This is a genomic window from Pseudomonas sp. LLC-1 (assembly GCF_002992185.1).
Lineage (GTDB): Bacteria > Pseudomonadota > Gammaproteobacteria > Pseudomonadales > Pseudomonadaceae > Aquipseudomonas > Aquipseudomonas monteilii.
The window spans coordinates 134,572-154,243 of sequence record NZ_LUVY01000008.1 but is presented as its reverse complement, the minus strand read 5'-3'; the positions used below and the strand labels follow the sequence as shown (position 1 = coordinate 154,243).

Genomic DNA, 19,672 nt, shown 5'->3' with positions numbered 1-19,672 from the left:
CCATGGCCTATTTCGAACACGAAGGATGCGCACTGCATTACGAGGAATATGGCCAGGGCGAACCACTGGTACTGCTGCACGGCCTGGGCTCCAGTTGCCAGGACTGGGAACTGCAGGTGCCGGCACTCAGCCGCCACTACCGGGTGATCCTCATGGACATTCGCGGCCACGGCCGCTCCGACAAACCCCGCGACGGCTACCAGATCGCCACCTTCAGTGCCGACCTGCTCGCCCTGCTCGAACACCTGCACACGGGCCCCGTGCACTTCGTCGGCCTGTCCATGGGCGGCATGGTCGGCTTCCAGTTTGCCGTCGACCATCCGCAATGGCTGCGCAGCCTGTGCATTGTCAACAGCGCCCCCGAGGTCAAGCGCCGCACCCGCAGTGACTGGATATGGTGGCTAAAGCGCTGGGGCCTGGCGCGGCTGCTCAGTGTCGAAACCGTCGGCAAGGGCCTGGCTGAACGCCTGTTCCCCAAACCTCATCAAGCCGAACTGCGACAGAAGATGGCCCAACGCTGGGCCCGTAACGACAAACACGCCTACCTCAAGAGCTTCGACGCCATCGTCGACTGGGGCGTGCAGGAACGCATCGGGCAGATCCACTGCCCTACCCTGATCATTGCCGCCGACCACGATTACACCCCGATACAACTGAAACAACGCTACGTCGCGCTGATGCCCAACGCCAGGCTGGTCGTCGTCGACGATTCCCGGCACGCTACGCCCCTCGATCAACCCGAGGTCTTCAACCAGACCCTGCTGCAGTTCCTCGCAGCCGCTTCCACCTCTCAAGGATCTTTGAGCCCATGCTGAAAAAACTCCTGCTCACCGCCTGCTCGGTCGCCTTCGCCACCAGCGTCATGGCCTCCGACAAGACCCCGCACGTTCTGCTGGACACCAGCTTCGGCCAGGTCGAAATCGAGCTGAACGCCGAGAAGGCGCCGGTCAGTACCAAGAACTTTCTGCAGTACGTTGACAGCGGCTTCTACAACAACACCATTTTTCACCGTGTGATCCCAGGTTTCATGGTCCAGGGCGGGGGTTTCACTGACCAGATGGTGCAAAAAAACACCAACGACCCAATCAAGAACGAAGCCAGCAACGGCCTGCTGAACACCCGCGGCACCCTGTCGATGGCGCGCACCTCGGACCCGAACTCGGCCACCAGTCAGTTCTTCATCAACGTGGCCGACAACGACTTCCTCAACCCCGGGCGTGACCGTGGCTATGCCGTGTTCGGCAAGGTGACCAAGGGCATGGAGGTGGTCGACCAGATCGTCAACTCGCCGACCACCATCAAGAAAGGCATGCGTGATGTACCGGCCGACCCGGTCTACATCAAGTCGGCCAAACGCATCGACTGACCGCAGGCTTCACAGGGACGTGAACCGCCTGAGGGCAGGATGGAACAGGAGTGTCGTTACCCATGCTGTACCGCCGTTTCGAACAACTGATCGATATTTTCCGCGAAGCACCCAGTGAATCGCCGCCGACTACCGTGTGGCCGTTCTACCTGTATTACCTGCGCCAGGTATGGCCCAGTTTTCTTGCCCTGCTGGTGGTCGGCCTGTTCGCTTCGCTGATCGAGGTGGCCATGTTCAGCTACCTCAGCCGCATCATCGACCTGGCTCAGGGCACGCCCAATGCCAACTTCTTCAGTGAGCACAGTGGCGAGCTGATCTGGATGCTGGTGGTGATCCTGCTGCTGCGGCCGGTGTTCTTCGGCCTGCACGACCTGCTGGTGCACCAGACCATCAACCCCGGCATGACCAGCCTGATCCGCTGGCAGAACCACACCTACGTGCTCAAGCAGAGCCTGAACTTCTTCCAGAGCGACTTTGCCGGGCGCATCGCCCAGCGCATCATGCAGACCGGCAACTCGCTGCGCGACTCCGCCGTGCAGGCGGTGGATGCGCTATGGCATGTGCTGATCTACGCCATTACCTCGCTGGTGCTGTTCGCCGAGGCCGACTGGCGCCTGATGCTGCCGCTGCTGCTGTGGATCGTCGGCTACATCGCCGCGCTCTTCTACTTCGTGCCAAGGGTGAAGGAGCGTTCGGTGATCTCTTCCGACGCCCGCTCCAAGCTGATGGGGCGTATCGTCGATGGCTACACCAACATCGCCACCCTGAAGCTGTTCGCCCACACCGACTACGAGCAGCAATACGCGCGCGAAGCGATCAGCGAACAGACCGAGAAAACCCAACTGGCGGCGCGCGTGGTCACCAGCATGGACGTGGTCATCACCAGCCTCAACGGCCTGCTGGTGGTCACCACCACGGGCCTGGCGCTGTGGCTGTGGAGCCAGTCGCTGATTACCGTCGGCGCCATTGCCCTGGCCACCGGCCTGGTGATCCGCATCGTCAACATGTCGGGCTGGATCATGTGGGTGGTGAACGGCATCTTCGAGAACATCGGCATGGTCCAGGACGGCCTGCAGACCATCGCCCAGCCGGTCACCGTCATCGACCAGCCCAATGCGCCAGCGCTGAAGGTGAGCCGCGGCGCGGTGCGGTTCGATGACGTGGACTTCCACTACGGCAAGGCTGCCAACGTGATCGAAGGGCTCGACCTGAACATCCGCCCGGGCGAAAAAATCGGCTTGATCGGCCCGTCCGGCGCGGGCAAGTCAACCTTGGTCAACCTGCTGCTGCGCCTGTACGACGTGCAGGGCGGGCGTATCCTTATCGATGGCCAGGACATTGCCCAGGTGAGCCAGGCCAGCCTGCGCGCACAAATCGGCATGATCACCCAGGACACCTCGCTGCTGCACCGCTCGATCCGTGACAACCTGCTGTATGGCCGCCCCGGCGCCAGCGAGGCGGAGTTGCTCGAAGCCGTGCGCCGCGCCCGCGCCGACGAGTTTATCCCGCAGCTGTCGGACGCCCAGGGGCGCACCGGCTTCGATGCCCACGTGGGTGAGCGTGGGGTGAAACTGTCGGGTGGCCAGCGCCAGCGCATCGCCATTGCCCGGGTACTGCTGAAGAACGCGCCAATCCTGATCATGGACGAAGCCACTTCGGCGCTGGACTCGGAGGTGGAGGCCGCCATCCAGGAGAGCCTGGAGACGCTGATGCAGGGCAAGACGGTGATCGCCATTGCCCACCGGCTGTCGACCATTGCGCGGATGGACCGGCTGGTGGTGCTGGACAAGGGGCGGATTGTCGAGAGTGGCAGCCACAGTGAGCTGCTGGAGCAACAGGGGTTGTATGCCCGGCTGTGGCATCACCAGACCGGGGGGTTTGTCGGGGTGGACTGATCCAGGCTACGGCGAGCTTCTGCGCTGTGTCGCGATGGGCTGCACAGCAGCCCTCGAAGGCCCGAAATGCAAAAAGCCCCCGGCTTTATCAGCGCGGGGGCTCTTCGCAGAATGTGGCGGTGAAGAAGGGATTTGAACCCTTGATACGATTTCTCGTATACACACTTTCCAGGCGTGCTCCTTCGACCACTCGGACACTTCACCGTTTCTCTTCAAGCCTTGCGGCCCGTCGAGGTGCGCTAATTTAGTGAAAGTGCTTTCCTTTGGCAAGCATTTTTTTCAGTTTTTTCATGTATTTGCATTTGAGCCCCGGTGAACGCTGACCGACCAGTCAGCCTTGCTGCTTTACCTGGCCTCTGGCGCTGGGTAACGTCGTCGCCACGCCAACAAAAGGACTCTGCCATGAGCGAGCTGATTACCTACCACGCCGAAGACGGCATCGCCACCCTGACCCTGAACAACGGCAAGGTCAACGCCATCTCGCCGGATGTCATCACCGCCTTCAATGCCGCGCTCGACCGCGCTACTGAAGAGCGTGCCGTGGTGATCATTACCGGGCAGCCAGGCATTCTGTCGGGCGGTTACGACCTCAAGGTGATGACCAGCGGCCCTCAAGCGGCCATCAGCCTGGTCACTGCTGGCTCCACCCTCGCCCGCCGCCTGCTGTCGCACCCGTTCCCGGTAGTGGTTGCCTGCCCGGGCAATGCCGTGGCCAAGGGCGCCTTCCTGCTGCTGTCGGCCGACTACCGCATTGGCGTCGAAGGGCCGTACAAGGTGTGCCTGAACGAAGTGCAGATCGGCATGACCATGCACCATGCCGGCATCGAACTGGCACGTGATCGCCTGCGTCGCTCGGCTTTCCATCGTTCGGTGATCAACGCCGAGGTATTCGATCCGGTCGCGGCAGTGGATGCCGGCTTCCTCGACAAGGTGGTGCCGGCCGAGCAACTGCAGGAAACAGCACTGGCTGCGGCGCGGGAGTTGAAGAAGCTGAACATGCTGGCGCACAAGAACACCAAGCTGAAGGTGCGCAAAGGGCTGCTGGAGGCATTGGACAAGGCGATCGAGCTGGACCAGCACCACATGGGTTGACCCGACAGGCTCACACCAAGGTTTGCCGCAGCCAGTGCACACCCGTACACTGCCCGGCGACTGTCTGGTGTGAGTCGTACCATGCTTTATTCGTTGCGCATGCTCCTGCTGGCGCTGCATTTTCTTGCCGTTGGCGCCGTGGGCCTGGTCATTGGCCTGTGCCGCCCCTTCAACCCCGATAACAGCCGGGTGTTTGCCCACCTGTACAGCCGGCCAGCCACCTGGCTGATGCGCATCAAGGTCAAGGCCGAGGTCGGGCCGCTGTGGGACCACCCTCCCGGGTGCGTGATTGTCGCCAACCACCAGTCCAACTTCGACCTGTTCGTATTGGGCCAGGTGGTACCACAACGCACCGTGGCCATCGGCAAGAAAAGCCTGGGCTGGATCCCGCTGTTCGGCCAGCTGTTCTGGCTGGGCGGCAACGTGCTGATCGACCGCAAGAACGCCTACCAGGCGCGCAAGGCGCTGCAAAAGACCACGCGGGTGCTGCAGGACGACACCTCCATCTGGATTTTCCCTGAAGGCACGCGTAACGCCGGCGAGCAGCTGATGGCCTTCAAGAAAGGCGCGTTTCACATGGCCATCGAAGCCGGTGTGCCGATCGTGCCGGTATGCGTCAGCCGCTATGCCAGGCGCATGAGCCTGAACAGCTGGCGCCAGCGCACGGTGATCGTGCGCTCGTTGCCACCCATCGTCACGGCGGGCATGACCCAACAGGACATCCCGGCGCTGATAGAGCAGTGCCGGGGGCAGATGCAGCAGTGCATCGACCGCATGGAACACGAGCTGGCCTGAAGCGGGTTGCTCTTGGGCCGGGTACGGCCCAAGCTGTAACCCGTGTTCAACCGGAATAAGCGGGCAACCATGGGTCGTGTCGTGGCATCGGCGGTGTACAGCGCCGGCAGAAAGGTCACCAACATCAGCATCGACGAAGGCAGCGAGTGGGCGCGCAAGCCGGGGCACTTCGTGTGGATCGGCCTGGAAGAGCCCAATGCCGAGGAGCTGGCCAACCTGCAGTGCCAGTTCAACCTGCACGAACTGGCCATTGAAGATGCCCTTGAAAAGCACAGCCGGCCCAAGCTGGAAACCTTCGGTGACGCGCTGTTCATCGTCACCTATTCGCCGGTGCGCCACGAAGGCAAGCTGGAGTTCATCGAAACCCATATCTTCGCTGGCAACGGCTACATCATCACCTGCCGCAACGGCCACTCCAAGTCCTACGCCATGGTGCGCCAGCGCTGCGAGGCACGGCCATTGCTGCTGGAGCACGGCGAAGACTTCGTACTGTACGCCCTGCTCGACTTCGTGACCGAAAACTATCAGCCGGTCAGCGAAGCCATTCATGGCGAGATCGAAGAGCTGGAACAAAGCGTGCTGGGGGGCTCGCTGCAGGAGGACGACATCCGCCGCCTGCACAGCCTGCGCCGCGACATCCTGCGTCTGCGCCGTTATGTGGCGCCGATGGTGGAAGTGAGCGAAGAGCTGCAACGCCTGAGCTTCCCGTTCATCGACAAGAACATGCGGCCCTACTTCCGTGATGTGCAGATACATGTGACGCGGCAGATGGAAGACCTGGCCGGCATCCGCGACATCGCCAGCCAGACCATCGAGATCGGCATGCTGCTGGAGTCGTCACGGCAAAGCATCGTTCAGCGCAAGTTCGCGGCCTGGGCAGCGATTTTGGCGTTCCCCACGGCCATTGCCGGGGTCTACGGGATGAACTTCCAGAACATGCCGGAACTGGCTTGGCACTATGGGTATTTCGGGGTGCTGGGTGTAATCGGGCTGGGGTGTGCGGGGTTGTACGCCAGCTTCAAGAAGTCGGGCTGGCTTTGAGATTGTGGGGGCCGGTTTGCGGCCCCCAGCTTCTTAAGCCGCGTCGTGCTTGCTCACCGGCTGCTGGATAAAGCGCAACATCCACTCCCCCACCAGGTCGCCCTGGTGCTCGGTGGCCAGGCTGGCCACGGCCTTGTGGTACACCTCATCTCCCAGGAATTCCTGACGCGCATCCAGCAGTGCGCGGGAATAGTCGTGCACGAACTCCGGGTGGCCCTGGAAGCACAGCACCTGGTCACGAATGTGGTACGCCGCATTCGGGCAGAAGTCGCTGGAAGCAATCACCGTGGCGCCTTCCGGCAATTCGGTCACCTGGTCCTGGTGGCTGATCAGCAAGGTCAGCTCCGACACTTCAGGGTCCATCCACGGCGCATGGGCCGCCAGCGAGTAGCGATGGATGCCCACGCCCCAGCCCTTGTCGGCCCGCTCGGCCTTGCCACCCAGGGTCAATGCCAGCAACTGGTGGCCAAAACACACCCCCAGCAGCTTCTCGCCACGTTCGTACAATTTCAGCAGGTAGGCCTTGAGGGTCTGGATCCACGGGTCGGAACCAAACGAGTCGGCCTTGCTACCCGTCACCAGGTAGGCATCGAACACTTCACTGTCGGCGGGGTAATCGCCGTTCATCACGTTGTACACACGGAATTCGGCGGCGATCGGCTGACGCGAGAAGAGCTGCTCGAACATCCTGCCGTAGCCCTGGTACTGCGCGGTCAACTCCGGTCGCAGGACATCGGTTTCAAGGATGCAAACGCGTAACGACATAGGGGTAGTCCTGAACGACATGGGTGGGAATCTGCTGTAGAGACTGACGCGAAAGACACGTACAAGCAAGTAGGCTGCACTGACGAACGGTCACATTTCGTCGGCGCCCGCCTGGTACTTGCGCCACTGTCTAGCCAGAGCATGCCAGCCGACTGGCACATGGCCTCATAGCAAAAAGAAATCATCGATCAACATTATTAGAAGAAAGGGTTCTCAAACATGGATGCCACACACCCTACTGTTGGTTGTATATCCACTTTCAAGAGGCAGGCAGTTCAGGCGCCATGCGGCGTCTCTGCGATCGACCCGAAGTGCGACAAGGAAGCCAACGGGTATTCAGGAATAACAAAAAGAAGGCGGTCCGCCATGTTCAGACAATCGAAAATTCGCCAAGCTGGGCTCATTCTCTTCGCCACCACTTTACTGCTGATTTTGCCGAACCTGACACGCTTGTTCGGCTGACAGTGGCGATGGCGCCAACGGGCAGTACACAGGTAACCTGCTGGCCTTGATGGTCGGAGATTGCCCATGCGCCACAGCCTTGCCTTGTTAGCATTGCTCCTGAGCCTGCCGCTGTCGGCGGCGCAGCTGCACCTTGAGCTGGGCGCCAATACGCGCCAGTGGAGCAGCGCCGAACTGCTTGGCCATCCGCAGGCTCGGGATATCAGCATCGAACAAGACGTTTCCTACAAGCGCCCCATGCACTATCGGGCGGTGCCGTTGGCCACGCTGCTAAAAGGCGTCAGCGCCAGTGATCACCTGCAGGCCGTGGCGCTGGATGGCTTTGCCGCTGAAATGCCCGCTGCGCCACTGCTGCAGCAAGGGCCGGCACAGGCCTGGCTGGCGGTGGAAGACCCAGGCCAGCCGTGGCCGGCACTGTGCCAGGGCAAGCCGAGCGCGGGGCCGTTCTACCTGGTGTGGACTGCGCCGCAGGCCAGTGGCATCCGCCCGGAGCAGTGGCCGTTCCAGATTTCCACCATTCGCAAGCTCGCGCCGGTGGCGCAGCGTTTTCCCGCGTTGCTGCCCGACCCCAAGCTGCCCGCCGACAGCCCGGTGCTGCAGGGTTTTGCATTGTTCCAGCAGAATTGCCTGGCGTGCCATCGGCTGAACGGTGCAGGGGATGCGCAGGTGGGGCCGGATTTGAATGTGCCGCACAACCCTACCGAGTATTTTCGGCCAGAATACCTGCGCAAGCTGATTCGGAACCCGCAAAGCCTTCGGCAATGGCCGCAAGCGAAGATGCCGGGGTTTGACGAACGTGTGTTGAGTGAACAGGAGCTGGATGCGTTGCTGGCCTATCTGGGGCATATGGCCAAGCGCAGGCCTTGACGCCCGCGTGTGCTTCTTCGCGGGCGAGCCCGCGAAAAAGGCAACACAATACACTCAGGCAATCGGTCGCTCATGCTTGACGCCCCACCCTTCCACCTCCCCCCCATAAGGTGTCACCAACTGCTCGAAGGCCTCTTCAAAGTCGCCAATCCCGCCATAGGTGGCATACATGACCTTGCTCAGTTCCAGGTGCCAGGCACCGTCGCCCAGCTCCTTCACCTGGGCATTGAGCGATTCGCCACGAAACTGCCCGGCCGCGCGGCGGGCCCCTGCTTCGTCGGGGAACACGGCATAGAACTCGATGGGGTGGATCTGGGTGAAGTCGAACCCGCCTGCTTTCATCTGGCGCAGGACGTTGCTGCTGATATCGTCGTTCTGGCTGCTCATGAATCGTCCTCCTGAATAATGCTATGGATAGACTTTCCGTGCACTACGCACCTGCCGGCAGTCATTGGCCGGGCAGTTCGAGCTGATGCAAGACGCGAATTGAAGCGGTGCCAACCCGCAGAATAGGCGGCACCTTCCAGTAGCGTAGTGCCTGCAAAGGCGCCACGCAAACGTGTGGGTCAGGGTGCTTCGTGAATGCTGGTGATGGTCACGCCGCTATGCTCTTTCAGCCAGCGGGCGGTAGGGGAAATGGTGCGGTCCTGGAAGTCGTTGAGGTCCAGCTCGTCCATCACCGGGAACAGGTGCGAACGGATGGCCCGCGCGGCGTCCTCTTCGCTGGGACAGTGCTCGGCCCGCAGGGTCATGGTGGACGGTTCGCCTTTCTGATCGGCAAAGATGACTTCCCACGCTTTCATTGAACGAGCCCTCTCAATTCAAGAACACCAGTTGGTGTGATGCCTGAATAACTGACCTTGAGGCTGAGAGAATGTTCAGTCAGGGAAGATTTGTGCCGGGCCCATCGCCGGCAAGCCAGCTCCCACAGGTACGGCACAGGATCTGAAACCTGTGCCGTACCTGTGGGAGCTGGCTTGCCGGCGATGGGCCGCATAGCGGCCCCCGCTTTACTTCGGTGTACCGTGCACTACACCGGCAGTGTTATCTAGCAGGCTCTTGGTCGCGGTCTGAATGTACGCTTCGAGCTTCTTGAGCATTTCCGGCTGGTCCGGGCTTTCGATCAGCTCAGCCTTGAACTCGCTGCCCAGCTGGTAGCGGTACATACGCGGGCTCATGTCCTTGGACTCGATCAGGATGCGGTCACCCTGTACCAGCCCCACGATCTGCTCGCTGCCCGACGGCTTGATCATGCCCACACCCTGGTCGCCTTCAGGCAGGTTGAGCAGGTCGCGGCCCCAGCACTGGTGACGGGTCTGGCCACCCAGGCGGCCCATGATGGTCGGCACGATATCGACCTGGGTACCCACGGTGTGATTCACCGCACCGAACTTCTCCTGAATGCCCGGGGCAATCAGCAGCAGCGGTACGTTGAAACGGCCCAGGTCCAACTCGGTGACCTGCTGGTGGTTGCCAAAGCCATGGTCGCCGACGATGACGAACAGGGTTTCCTTGAAGTAAGGCTCTTTACGCGCCTTCTCGAAGAACTGGCCCAGCGCCCAGTCCGAATAGCGCATGGCGGTCAGGTGCTCATCCAGGCGGCCCTGGCCTGTGACCTTCTCGACCGGCAGGTCTTTCGGCAGCGCATAAGGCGTGTGGTTGGACAGCGTCTGCAGCAGCGCGTAGATCGGCTTCTTGCCGTCGTGCTTGGCCAGTTCCTCGTTACCGCGGTCGAACATGTCCTGGTCGGACACGCCCCAGGTCGGGTCGGAGAACACCGGGTTGACGAAGTCGTTACGGCCGATGAAGGTGGTCATGCCCTGATTGCCGAAGAACCCGGACTGGTTGTCCCAGGCAAAGTCGCCGTTGTAGACGTACACGTCGTCGTAGTCGCGGGCGCTGAGCAGGGCCGGCAGGCCAGACAGCTTGTGGCCGCCTTCCGGGGTTTGCATCAGGTACTCGAAGCCTGGCAGGTTGGGGAAGCACGCCATGGTGGCAAACATGCCCTGGTGGGTATGGGTGCCGTTGGAGAAGAAGCGGTCGAACAGCAGGCCTTCTTTGGCCAGCTTGTCGAAGTACGGGGTGATGTTGTTGGGGCTGCCCAGCGCGCCTACCGAATGGCCGGCGAAGCTCTCCATGAGGATCACCACCACGTTCTTGATCGGCAGGGTGCGGTCAGCCGGCGGCACGAAGTCGCGGCGGATGGCGGCCTCGTCGGCATCGACCAGGGTGTCGTTGGCGGTCAGCAGCTGTTCGCGCACGCTTTGCGTGGCCACGTTCTGCTCCAGCACCGGCTTCCAGATGTTGGCGCGGTCTTCGCCGAAGCGGCTCTTGGCGGCGTCGATCAGGGTCAGGGTGCCGTTCAGGCCCAACTGGTTGACGAAGTTGGAGTCGGTGGTGAAAGCATCACCCCAACGCATCGGCGGCCCTTGGCGCAGGGTGCCACGGGCAGCGACCACGGCCACCAGCAAAATCACCATGAACACCGCCAGGCGGTTGTACCACGGTGCAACGCGCTGCACGCCCTCACCCCGGGTGGCACGGTCGATACCCTTGAACAGCAGGCTCAACAGCCAGGTGCCGAAGGCCCAGGCCAGCAGGTAGCGCACCACCGGGAAACCGTACCAGAGCATGCTCATGACGGTTTTCGGGTCTTCCTTGATGTACTGGAACACCAGGCCGTTGAGGCGCTGGTGGAACTCGCGGTAGAAGTCCATCTCCATCAGGCCGAGGAACATCACCACGCTGGAGGTGAGGGTCAGCCAGAAGCGGAACACGCCACGCCGGGCCATGGCCCAGGGGCTGAGGATCGCCAGCAGCAGCGGGATGCTGAGGTACACCACCACCCGCAGGTCGAAGCGCAAGCCGTTGAGGAAGCCTTCGGCTACCGTGGAATACGGCGTATCGCCGACCATGTCGCTGTTGTAGACCAGCAGCGCCAGGCGCACCAGGCTGAGCATCAGCATGATCACCAGGCCACTGAGCAGCGTGTAGGCCAGGTGGGATTTCAGGGTCGGCGAAAACGACGTTCGCGCGCCCTGTTGCTTCAAGGCGTCCGTGTTAGCCATGAATGGGAAGGTCCTAGGATTGCGGTTTGCGAAGAGGCGCTGGCGCTAGACCAACGCAGCATTGTGCGGGTGCGGATTCTGTTTAAACCAATGTGAAAATTTTGTCACCGGGGTGTTGCGGGTTTTGTCTGTGCCGGCCTTTCAGATGCGCACATTTCCCCGCGGCCCCGCGATGGCCCAAATCACCAGGCCCACCACCGGCAGCAAAGCGATCAGCAAGATCCACAACACTTTGATGCCCACCTCGCTGCCACTCTTGATCACATTGAGGATGGCCCAGATATCCAGCGCCAGGATGATCAGCCCTACCAGGCTGTTGAATGTCGACCCCATGCTAAAACTCCTGTCAAAAGGCTTTGCTGCACAGCATAGTCAGCTATCGCGCCGATAGAAGCGAATCCTTGGCGATAGGCGCAGGTCTCTGAGTAGACTGCCGGTATTCATTGATTCGAGGTTCGTATGCCCCCCGCCCACACGCAAAGCGCCGCCCCACCCTCACTGCTGAACGCCTGGCGCCAGCAGGCCGTGAACACCCCTTGGCTCAGCGCCGGTCTCGGCCTTAGCCTGCTGGCGGTGGTCATGCTGCTGGGCGCCAGCGTGTGGAACGCGGTGAACGGCGACCACGCCGATAACCTGCACCTTGCCGTGCTGGGCGGGTTGTCCGGCTTTGGCGCTACCGCCCTGGGTGCTGTGCTGGCGGTGGTGCTGCGCGATGTCAGCGCCCGCACCCAGGATGTAATGCTGGGCTTTGCCGCCGGCATGATGCTGGCGGCCAGCTCGTTTTCGCTGATTCTGCCGGGCCTGGATGCGGCCCGCGAGATTACCGGCAACGGCCCGGCTGCGGCCTTTACCGTGGTGCTGGGCATGGTGTTGGGCGTGCTTTTGATGCTGGGCCTGGACCGCTTCACCCCGCACGAGCATGAAAGCACCGGTCCCTGCGGCCCCGAAGCCGAGCGCATCAGCCGGGTGTGGCTGTTCGTGCTGGCGATCACCCTGCACAACCTGCCTGAAGGCATGGCCATCGGCGTGAGCTTCGCCAATGGCGACATGAACATCGGCCTGCCGCTGACCAGCGCTATCGCCATTCAGGACATCCCTGAAGGGCTGGCCGTGGCCCTGGCACTGCGTGCCACAGGGCTGTCGAGCCTCAAGGCTGCGCTGGTGGCGATCGGTTCGGGTTTGATGGAACCATTGGGGGCGGTGATCGGGCTGGGGATTTCCACAGGCTTCGCCCTGGCCTACCCGATCAGCATGGGGCTGGCGGCAGGGGCGATGATTTTTGTGGTAAGCCACGAGGTGATCCCGGAAACCCACCGCAACGGGCACCAGACGGCGGCGACGTTGGGATTGATGGGTGGGTTTGCCGTCATGATGTTTCTGGATACGGCGCTGGGCTGAGGCTGAACGCCGGCCTGTGGGAGCGGCCTTGTGTCGCGATGGGGCGCGTAGCGGCCCCAAAATTTTCAGCTTCGCCGCATAAATTGCCGGGGCCGCTTTGCGGCCCTTTCGCGACACAAGGCCGCTCCCACAAGGACCACGTCAGGCTTTAGATGTGGACGGCGACCTTCAGGGCTTCCAAAGCCGGCTCCACCTTGATGCCCACCTCTGCCCCCAACTCCAGCACCCGCGCCAGGTCGTTCTGCCCCACCATCACCATCTGCAGCTCGTCATCCAGCAACTGGCTGAAGTTCAGCAGCACATAACCCTCCGCCTCTTTGTTCAACGCCCCCATCTGCACCTGAATGCGGTTGAGCGCAGTCAGTGGCTCGGTACGGGCCAGCTGCTTGGGCTTGAGGGTGAACGGCACGCTATTGTCGAACGAGTCGCTGATCTGCTGGAACAGGTCCTGGTAGCTGTCGGCCTGGAACACCACGGTGTCTGGCAGGCTGCCCAGCACCACCCATTCACCCAGCGGAATCGGGAACGTGTCGTCGTAGTTGATATCGGGGTTGGCGGCCAGGAAAGCAGCCGGGTCGGCATAGGCCTGGGCGGCCTCGTCGGCGATACGCTCGATGTCGGCCTCGCGCATGCAGCCAGCGCCAATGAGGCTGATGAATTCGAGCAACTGAGTTTTCATGAAAGGGGGCCTGCGACGGGTGAAAAGTCGCCAAGGATAGCCGCAAATGCCCCCAGGTGGTTAGCCGGCCAGCGCTTGCAGGCGGGCGGCGGCGTCTACGGCCCCCATGGTTTGCGCCGCCATCAGCGCAGTGGCGCCGCGGGCATCCTGGCGCGCCGGGTCGGCGCCTTGGGCCAGCAGGTAGTCGAGGATCTCGCTGCGATTGAACATGGCCGCCAGCATCAACGCCGTGCGCCCGTCCTGCGCAGCAGCGTCTACAGGGACACCGTGCTCAAGCAACAACCGGATCATTGCCAGGTCTCCCTTGAAGGCGGCCCCGGCGATAGGCAGCTGGCCGTTGTCGTTGGCAATCAACGGGTCGGCATCGCGGGCCAGCAGCACGCGCACTGCTTCGTGGTGGCCGTGGTAGCTGGCCAGCATCAGCAGGGTATCGCCCTTATGGTTGCGCAGGTTGGCCGGCAGGCCGCTGGCGAGCAGGCGCTCAAGCATTTCGGCATCGCCCTGGCGGGCACGTTCGAATACCTGCTCGGCGAATGCGGCGGTTTCGTCGTCGGTCATGGTGGCGGGGGCGGTCTGGCGGGTCATCGGAACCTCCTGGCATAAATGATTGCCCAAGTGTTTGTCAGGCACGCCAGTGGGGTCAAAGGTTCAGTTTCTATGGGGCCGATAGGCAATGCCTGACTCGTGCAAAATGCACTGTGCAAAATGCATGACCATGCAACCTGCACGGTGGCGCCTTCGTAGAGTTTCCGTAAAGCCCTGTATTTACTGGATTTTTTATAGAATCAGGATCTGGCACGGTCGCTGCAATTATCTACTCATGTCTGCCACACAACAGCCAGGAGTTGATATGGACCTCATCCAGCAAAAGTTCGTCTCGGTATTTTCTGCTTACCAGGTCAATACCCAGGCCCGCCCCGATGGCGGCGTGCTGCTGACCCTGCGCGCAGCCGATGGCAAGGTTACCCGCCGGGTGCTGACCTATGCGCAACTGCACAGTGCCGAGCAGCTGTCCTGGGCGATCAGTGCCATTCGCCGTGACCTGGCTGAACAGGCCAGCGAACTGCCGGTGATTTCGATGTTGCAGAGCCAGCAGCGGTTTGCCCTGCCGACCTATCGCTGAGTTTTGTGATGTTGCTACTGGCCTCATCGCCGGCAAGCCAGCTCCCACATTGACCGCGCCAACCTCAAGGCCTGCGCATATCCTGTGGGAGCTGGCTTGCCGGCGATAGGGCCGTCCAAGCAATCACAACTCGTCAATCCCCAGAAACGCCCGCGCAGTCACATCCCCGGTAAACCGCGCCTGCACACCCTGCTCGCTGCCATACAACCGCAGCGCCAGGCAAAACGGCGTATCCCCCAGCTCTATCCAACGCCGCGTCCCCGCCGGCACCACCAACCGGTCACCCTTCTCGCACAGCACCGAATACACCCGGTCGCCCAAACGCAGGCCAACCTGCGCACGCCCGCTGACTACGGCAAACACCTCTTCGGCGTCATGCACATGTTCATCGCGCACATCGACCTGCGCCGGGTCGTCACCGTCGCGGTTCAACAGCACGAATGCCTTGCTGCCATGCGCCGTCATCAACTGGTCCAGATGCTCACGGCATGCGTCCAGCACCTCGCCTTCGGCCGTACCAGGGCGCACCCGCAAGCCATGCCCGGCATGCACAAAACGCACGCCCTGCTCGGCCAGGGTGGCGACGATATCGTCGTGGTGCGTCAGCACCTTGTTCGGCAGTTCCGGGCTGGAGGGGTGGAAAACGCTGAGAATGCTCATCAGGGGCGGGTCCTGGTCGGTTGCGAACAAAGGGCAATGATAACGGCTGCGGCCAAGGCTGCGGCACTGGCCATACCAAAGGTGAAGGTGGGGCCCAGCAGTTTCCAGCTGTAGCCCGAATACAACGCCCCCAATGCGCCCCCGGTACCCGACAGCGCCGCATACAGCGCCTGGCCCTGGCCTTGTTGGCGGGCGCCAAAGCTGGCCTGCACGAAGGCGATGCTGGCGGCATGGAAGCAGCCAAAGGTGGCCGCGTGCAGCAACTGGGCAAAGATCAGCACGGCCGGCTCACCTGCCAGGTTGCCCAGCAACAGCCAGCGTACGGCCGCCAGCAGGAAACTGGCCAGCAACACCCGCTGCACGCTGAAGCGGGCAAACAGGCGGCTCATGACCATGAACATCAGCACTTCGGCCACCACCCCCAGCGCCCACAGCAAGCCGATGGCTCCACGGCTATAGCCCAGGTGCTCCAGGTGAAGGGTCAGAAAGGTGTAGTAAGGCCCGTGGCTGAGCTGCATCAGCGCCACGCAAGCGTAGAACGCGATCACCCCGGGGGCGCGCAACTGCTGCAAAAAACCACCGGCGCTGCTGCGCTCACCTTGCTCCACCGGCTGGGCATTGGGTACCCACAGGCTGGCGGCGACAATGCCGGCCATGATGGTGACCAGCGCCACCGGGTAGATGTCCAGGCTCAACCATTCGAACAGGCGGCCCAGGCCGACCACGGTCAGGATGAAGCCGATCGAGCCCCACAGGCGCACCTGGCTGTAGCGCGACGTTTGCCCGTGCAGGTGAGCCAGGGTAATGACCTCGAACTGGGGCAGTACCGCGTGCCAGAAGAACGCGTGCAGGGCCATTACCAGCGCCAGCCACGCGTAACTTTTGCCGAAGAAGATCAGGGCGAAGGTGGCCAGGGTGCACAACGCCCCCAGGCGCACGATCAGCAGGCGCTGGCCGGTGCGGTCGCCCAACCAGCCCCACAGGTTGGGGGCAACGCAGCGCATCAGCATGGGGATGGCCACCAGCTCGCCGATGCGTGCCGGGGAGAAACCCAGGTGGTCGAAGTACAGCGCCAGGAAAGGGGCAGTGGAGCCTAGCAGAGCGAAGTAGAAGAGATAGAAGCTGGACAGGCGCCAGTAGGGGATCGGGGGCATGGGATGGCCTTGTGTAGACCTGTCCCGGCCCTATCGCCGGCAAGCCAGCTCCCACAGGATTACCACAGGCCTGAGCATTGCGGGGTAACTGTGGGAGCTGGCTTGCCGGCGATAGGGCCGGTGCAGGCGAATCAGAGCTGGCCCAGCACCGGGGTATTCACCTTCACATCGGCATTCTGCGCACGGTGACGCAGCAGGTGGTCCATCAGCGCGATGGCCATCATCGCCTCGGCGATCGGCGTAGCGCGGATGCCCACGCACGGGTCGTGGCGGCCTTTGGTGATGACGTCCACCGGGTTGCCGTCGATGTCGATCGAACGGCCCGGGGTGGTGATGCTGGAGGTCGGCTTCAATGCCAGGTGAGCAACGATCGGCTGGCCCGACGAAATGCCACCCAGGATGCCGCCGGCGTTGTTGCTGAGGAAGCCTTCCGGGGTCAGCTCGTCACGGTGTTCGGTACCACGCTGGGCAACGCTGGCGAAGCCGGCGCCAATTTCCACGCCCTTGACCGCGTTGATGCTCATCAGCGCGTGGGCCAACTCTGCGTCCAGACGGTCAAAGATCGGTTCGCCCAAACCCGGCATCACGCCTTCGGCCACCACGGTGATTTTGGCACCCACCGAATCCTGGTCCCGGCGCAGCTGGTCCATGTAAGCCTCAAGCTCCGGTACCTTGTCCGGGTCGGGGCTGAAGAAAGCGTTCTGCTCCACCGATTCCCAGGTCTTGAACGGGATTTCGATCGGGCCCAGCTGGCTCATGTAGCCACGCACGGTAATGCCCTGGGTGGCCAGGTACTTCTTGGCAATGGCACCGGCAGCCACGCGCATGGCGGTTTCGCGGGCCGAGCTGCGGCCACCACCGCGGTAGTCGCGGATGCCGTACTTGTGATGGTAGGTGTAGTCGGCGTGGGCCGGGCGGAACAGGTCCTTGATGGCCGAGTAGTCCTTGGACTTCTGGTCAGTGTTGCGGATCAGCAGGCCGATCGAGCAGCCCGTGGTACGGCCTTCGAACACGCCGGAGAGGATTTCCACCTCGTCGGCTTCCTGACGCTGCGTGGTGTGCCGGCTGGTGCCGGGCTTGCGCCGGTCGAGGTCGTGCTGCAGGTCGGCCAGGGAAATCTCCAGGCCCGGTGGGCATCCATCGACAATGGCGACCAACGCCGGGCCATGGCTTTCGCCAGCGGTGGTGACAGTGAACAGCTTGCCGTAGGTATTGCCGGACATGGACGCTCCGCGAGTTCTGCCTGAGGTGAACGAAAGCAGGCAGTATACAGATGGATTGCCCACCTGTGCTGGCCTCTTCGCGGGCTCGCCCGCTCCCACAGGTACCCCACAATGTTCAAGCCTGTGGTAATCCTGTGGGAGCGGGCAAGCCCGCGAAGAGGACGAACCTGCCATGCACTGCCAGAGAACCTTCCAGAAAACATTGGGTCAAACCACCATCTCCCCATGTAGTACCGCATGATGTCGCGCCTCGTCGCCCTGCTCTTCCTGCTGTGCACCAGCCTGGCCCAGGCCGCCGCCCCTACCGTGCTGCAACGCCCCATCGACCTGGACACCGGCCAGGGCGTGCTGCACGGCAGCCTGCTGTTGCCGCAACAGGCCACGCCGCCGCCGGTGGTGCTGATCATCGCCGGCTCCGGCCCCACCGACCGCGATGGCAACAACCCGGCGTCAGGCCGGGTCGACAACCTCAAGCGCCTGGCCCTGCTGCTGGCCAACGAGCACATCGCCAGCGTGCGCTACGACAAGCGTGGGGTGGCCGCCAGCCAGCCGGCCACGCCTGACGAGCGCGACCTCAGCGTGGAGCGCTATGTCGCGGATGTGGTCGCCTGGAGCCACAAGCTGAAAGCCGACCCCCGCTTCGGCCAGCTGATCCTCGTTGGCCACAGCGAGGGCGCGCTGATCGCCAGCCTGGCCGCCGAGCAGGCAGGCGCCAGTGCGGTGATCACCCTCGCCGGCAGCGGGCGGCCGCTGGCCGAAGTCCTGCGCGAACAGCTGGCCCGTCGCCTGCCGCCAGCGCAACTGGCCGGTGGCAGCGCCCTGCTCGACCGCCTGCAAGCCGGGCAGACCAGCCTGGAAGTGCCCGCGCCGCTGCGCCAGGTGTTCCGTCCCAGCGTGCAGCCGTACCTGATTTCGCTGTTTCAGCAAAACCCGGCAGCCGCCTTTGCCCGTCTGCCCATGCCCGCCTTGATCGTGCAAGGGCGCAACGATGTGCAGGTGAATGTGGCCGATGCCGAACGGCTGAAGGCAGCCAAGCCGGATGCACAGCTGGTGCTGATCGACGGCATGAACCACATGCTGCGCATCAGCCCCAAAAGCATGAGCCAGCAGCGCGACAGCTACCTCAACCCAGAACTACCGCTGGCACACGAGCTAGGTGAGCGAATTGTGACGTTCATCCAGCATTTGCCTTCCGCGTAAAGTAATCGGGCTCAGGTCCTTGGCAAGCCTGCCGATACAGCAGGCATAGCCGAGGACTTGCCCTGATGACAATTGCCCCCGCCGCCGTAGAGCCGGCCGAAGAGCCCCAGCCAAGCGCCGCCCTGCCCTGGGCCGACCTTGGTGCCGAACATTTCCAGCTGCTGCGCCTGGCAGCCCTGCCCACAGACCGCAGCACCGGCGCGCGGCCGCTGCGCTTTGTGCAGTTCGGCTATGCCGAGCGCCACGACAAGGCACACAGCCTGTTGCGCATGGAAATCCAGCTGCCCGGACAGAAAGTGCACAAAGAGCAGAACCGCCTGGACATCCGCGTCGACCATGCCGAGCGCCTGGTACGTATCGGCAATGAACAGGGCCTGCAACTGGAACCGGTGAACCGTGGTATCGGCCGCTTCATGCTGGCCCAGGCCGTGCAGTGGCTGCAGCGCAAGTGGTCGCACTATCGGGTGGAGGGCATGGCGCTGCCGAGCAAGGATGCGTTGAACGAAGACTCGCGCCTGCGCCGTGACCACTGCTTGCGCGGGGTGGGTATCGAGGTGGAGTACGAGGACAGCCAGCATTTGAAGGGCCGTACCGTGGACATCACCGTGGGCCAGCTCAAGGCCGCCTGGAGCAGCGAGCGGCTGCAGCGGGTGGAGATTCTGGATGCCGCCAACCTGCTGCAGCAGGCCGACCAGCAGTTGCAGGAAAAGGAAGGGCAACTGCGCGAGCGTGATGAGCGGGTGGCCAAATACCAGCGCGAAGACGGCGGGTTGCGCTTTACCATTACCTGCCTGGTGGCGTTTGCGGTGTTTCAGGCGGGGTTGTTGATCTGGATCGCCACCCGCTGAAACCGCGTGAGCCGGTGGAAATTGGGGCCGCCTTGC

Annotated in this window: 21 protein-coding genes and 1 tRNA gene; 11 read left to right on the top strand and 11 right to left on the bottom strand. The window is 62.7% G+C overall.

The features are described 5' to 3' along the window. Positions 1-2 precede the first annotated feature (2 nt). From A0O30_RS07200 to A0O30_RS07190, 3 genes are all read left to right on the top strand, one after another. A complete protein-coding gene (locus A0O30_RS07200; protein ID WP_105946022.1) occupies positions 3-815 on the top strand; it encodes an alpha/beta fold hydrolase in 813 nt (270 codons plus the stop codon). After that, entirely contained in the window at positions 809-1,366 is a 558-nt protein-coding gene (locus A0O30_RS07195) for a peptidylprolyl isomerase A (RefSeq protein WP_012273622.1), read from the top strand. Before A0O30_RS07200 ends, A0O30_RS07195 begins: the two co-directional genes overlap by 7 nt. Before the next feature lie 62 nt (positions 1,367-1,428). Continuing rightward, on the top strand, positions 1,429-3,261 hold the full coding sequence (locus A0O30_RS07190) for an ABC transporter ATP-binding protein (protein WP_105946021.1): 1,833 nt from the start codon (positions 1,429-1,431) through the stop codon (positions 3,259-3,261). 114 nt (positions 3,262-3,375) lie between these two features. Here A0O30_RS07190 and A0O30_RS07185 read toward each other — a convergent pair. Then, positions 3,376-3,465, bottom strand: a tRNA-Ser gene (locus A0O30_RS07185). 198 nt (positions 3,466-3,663) lie between these two features. Here A0O30_RS07185 and A0O30_RS07180 point away from each other — a divergent pair. From A0O30_RS07180 to A0O30_RS07170, 3 genes are all read left to right on the top strand, one after another. Continuing rightward, the gene (locus A0O30_RS07180) at positions 3,664-4,353 is read left to right on the top strand and encodes a crotonase/enoyl-CoA hydratase family protein (RefSeq protein WP_105946020.1); all 690 of its coding nucleotides are present in this window, start codon (positions 3,664-3,666) and stop codon (positions 4,351-4,353) included. Between the two features lie 81 nt (positions 4,354-4,434). After that, on the top strand, positions 4,435-5,148 hold the full coding sequence (locus tag A0O30_RS07175) for a 1-acyl-sn-glycerol-3-phosphate acyltransferase (RefSeq protein ID WP_105946019.1): 714 nt from the start codon (positions 4,435-4,437) through the stop codon (positions 5,146-5,148). A 69-nt stretch (positions 5,149-5,217) separates the two neighbouring features. Then, entirely contained in the window at positions 5,218-6,189 is a 972-nt protein-coding gene (locus A0O30_RS07170; protein WP_016715080.1) for a magnesium and cobalt transport protein CorA, read from the top strand. Positions 6,190-6,222: 33 nt separating this feature from the next. On the opposite strand, the gene A0O30_RS07165 is transcribed toward A0O30_RS07170, so the two are convergent. Then, complete coding sequence (locus A0O30_RS07165; RefSeq protein WP_019096934.1) at positions 6,223-6,954, bottom strand: amidotransferase; 732 nt, start codon at positions 6,952-6,954, stop codon at positions 6,223-6,225. Positions 6,955-7,482: 528 nt separating this feature from the next. On the opposite strand from A0O30_RS07165, the gene A0O30_RS07160 reads away from it, so the two are divergent. After that, positions 7,483-8,283: a cytochrome c gene (locus A0O30_RS07160; protein WP_105946018.1), complete on the top strand. Its 801-nt coding sequence runs from the start codon at positions 7,483-7,485 to the stop codon at positions 8,281-8,283. A gap of 54 nt (positions 8,284-8,337) precedes the next feature. Here A0O30_RS07160 and A0O30_RS07155 read toward each other — a convergent pair whose 3' ends face one another. The 4 genes from A0O30_RS07155 to A0O30_RS07140 all read right to left on the bottom strand — a co-directional run bounded on the left by A0O30_RS07155 (position 8,338) and on the right by A0O30_RS07140 (position 11,684). Then, the gene (locus tag A0O30_RS07155; RefSeq protein ID WP_016715077.1) at positions 8,338-8,670 is read right to left on the bottom strand and encodes a ribonuclease E inhibitor RraB; all 333 of its coding nucleotides are present in this window, start codon (positions 8,668-8,670) and stop codon (positions 8,338-8,340) included. Between the two features lie 179 nt (positions 8,671-8,849). Further along, positions 8,850-9,086 (bottom strand): hypothetical protein, encoded by a 237-nt coding sequence (locus A0O30_RS07150; protein ID WP_016715076.1) that lies wholly within the window; start codon positions 9,084-9,086, stop codon positions 8,850-8,852. 207 nt (positions 9,087-9,293) lie between these two features. After that, positions 9,294-11,351: an LTA synthase family protein gene (locus tag A0O30_RS07145; RefSeq protein WP_016715075.1), complete on the bottom strand. Its 2,058-nt coding sequence runs from the start codon at positions 11,349-11,351 to the stop codon at positions 9,294-9,296. A gap of 141 nt (positions 11,352-11,492) precedes the next feature. Next, entirely contained in the window at positions 11,493-11,684 is a 192-nt protein-coding gene (locus A0O30_RS07140) for a PLDc N-terminal domain-containing protein (protein ID WP_012271091.1), read from the bottom strand. Between the two features lie 126 nt (positions 11,685-11,810). Here A0O30_RS07140 and A0O30_RS07135 point away from each other — a divergent pair, with 126 nt between their 5' ends. Further along, positions 11,811-12,749, top strand: a complete 939-nt coding sequence (locus A0O30_RS07135) for a ZIP family metal transporter (RefSeq protein WP_177410259.1) — start codon at positions 11,811-11,813, stop codon at positions 12,747-12,749. Positions 12,750-12,897: 148 nt separating this feature from the next. Here the strand turns inward: A0O30_RS07135 and A0O30_RS07130 are convergent, their stop codons facing one another. Then, positions 12,898-13,428 (bottom strand): hypothetical protein, encoded by a 531-nt coding sequence (locus A0O30_RS07130; RefSeq protein ID WP_105946017.1) that lies wholly within the window; start codon positions 13,426-13,428, stop codon positions 12,898-12,900. 60 nt (positions 13,429-13,488) lie between these two features. Then, entirely contained in the window at positions 13,489-14,013 is a 525-nt protein-coding gene (locus A0O30_RS07125) for an ankyrin repeat domain-containing protein (protein ID WP_105946016.1), read from the bottom strand. A 265-nt stretch (positions 14,014-14,278) separates the two neighbouring features. On the opposite strand from A0O30_RS07125, the gene A0O30_RS07115 reads away from it, so the two are divergent. After that, positions 14,279-14,551: a DUF3509 domain-containing protein gene (locus A0O30_RS07115; protein WP_016715071.1), complete on the top strand. Its 273-nt coding sequence runs from the start codon at positions 14,279-14,281 to the stop codon at positions 14,549-14,551. A 123-nt stretch (positions 14,552-14,674) separates the two neighbouring features. Here A0O30_RS07115 and A0O30_RS07110 read toward each other — a convergent pair whose 3' ends face one another. The 3 genes from A0O30_RS07110 to aroC form a co-directional block, all read right to left on the bottom strand. Beyond that, positions 14,675-15,211: an oxidase gene (locus A0O30_RS07110; RefSeq protein ID WP_105946015.1), complete on the bottom strand. Its 537-nt coding sequence runs from the start codon at positions 15,209-15,211 to the stop codon at positions 14,675-14,677. Then, the gene (locus tag A0O30_RS07105) at positions 15,211-16,365 is read right to left on the bottom strand and encodes an MFS transporter (RefSeq protein WP_105946014.1); all 1,155 of its coding nucleotides are present in this window, start codon (positions 16,363-16,365) and stop codon (positions 15,211-15,213) included. The genes A0O30_RS07110 and A0O30_RS07105 overlap by 1 nt, the downstream gene beginning before the upstream one ends. A gap of 131 nt (positions 16,366-16,496) precedes the next feature. Further along, positions 16,497-17,588 (bottom strand): chorismate synthase, encoded by a 1,092-nt coding sequence (aroC, locus tag A0O30_RS07100; RefSeq protein ID WP_016715068.1) that lies wholly within the window; start codon positions 17,586-17,588, stop codon positions 16,497-16,499. A gap of 237 nt (positions 17,589-17,825) precedes the next feature. Here aroC and A0O30_RS07095 point away from each other — a divergent pair, with 237 nt between their 5' ends. Together A0O30_RS07095 and A0O30_RS07090 are read left to right on the top strand one after the other, a co-directional pair. Then, positions 17,826-18,788 carry an alpha/beta hydrolase gene (locus A0O30_RS07095; protein WP_105946013.1) on the top strand — a complete coding sequence of 321 codons (963 nt, stop codon included), beginning with the start codon at positions 17,826-17,828 and terminating at the stop codon, positions 18,786-18,788. 65 nt (positions 18,789-18,853) lie between these two features. Further along, positions 18,854-19,636, top strand: coding sequence for a hypothetical protein (locus A0O30_RS07090; protein WP_060497500.1), 783 nt, complete (start codon positions 18,854-18,856; stop codon positions 19,634-19,636). Positions 19,637-19,672 lie beyond the last annotated feature (36 nt).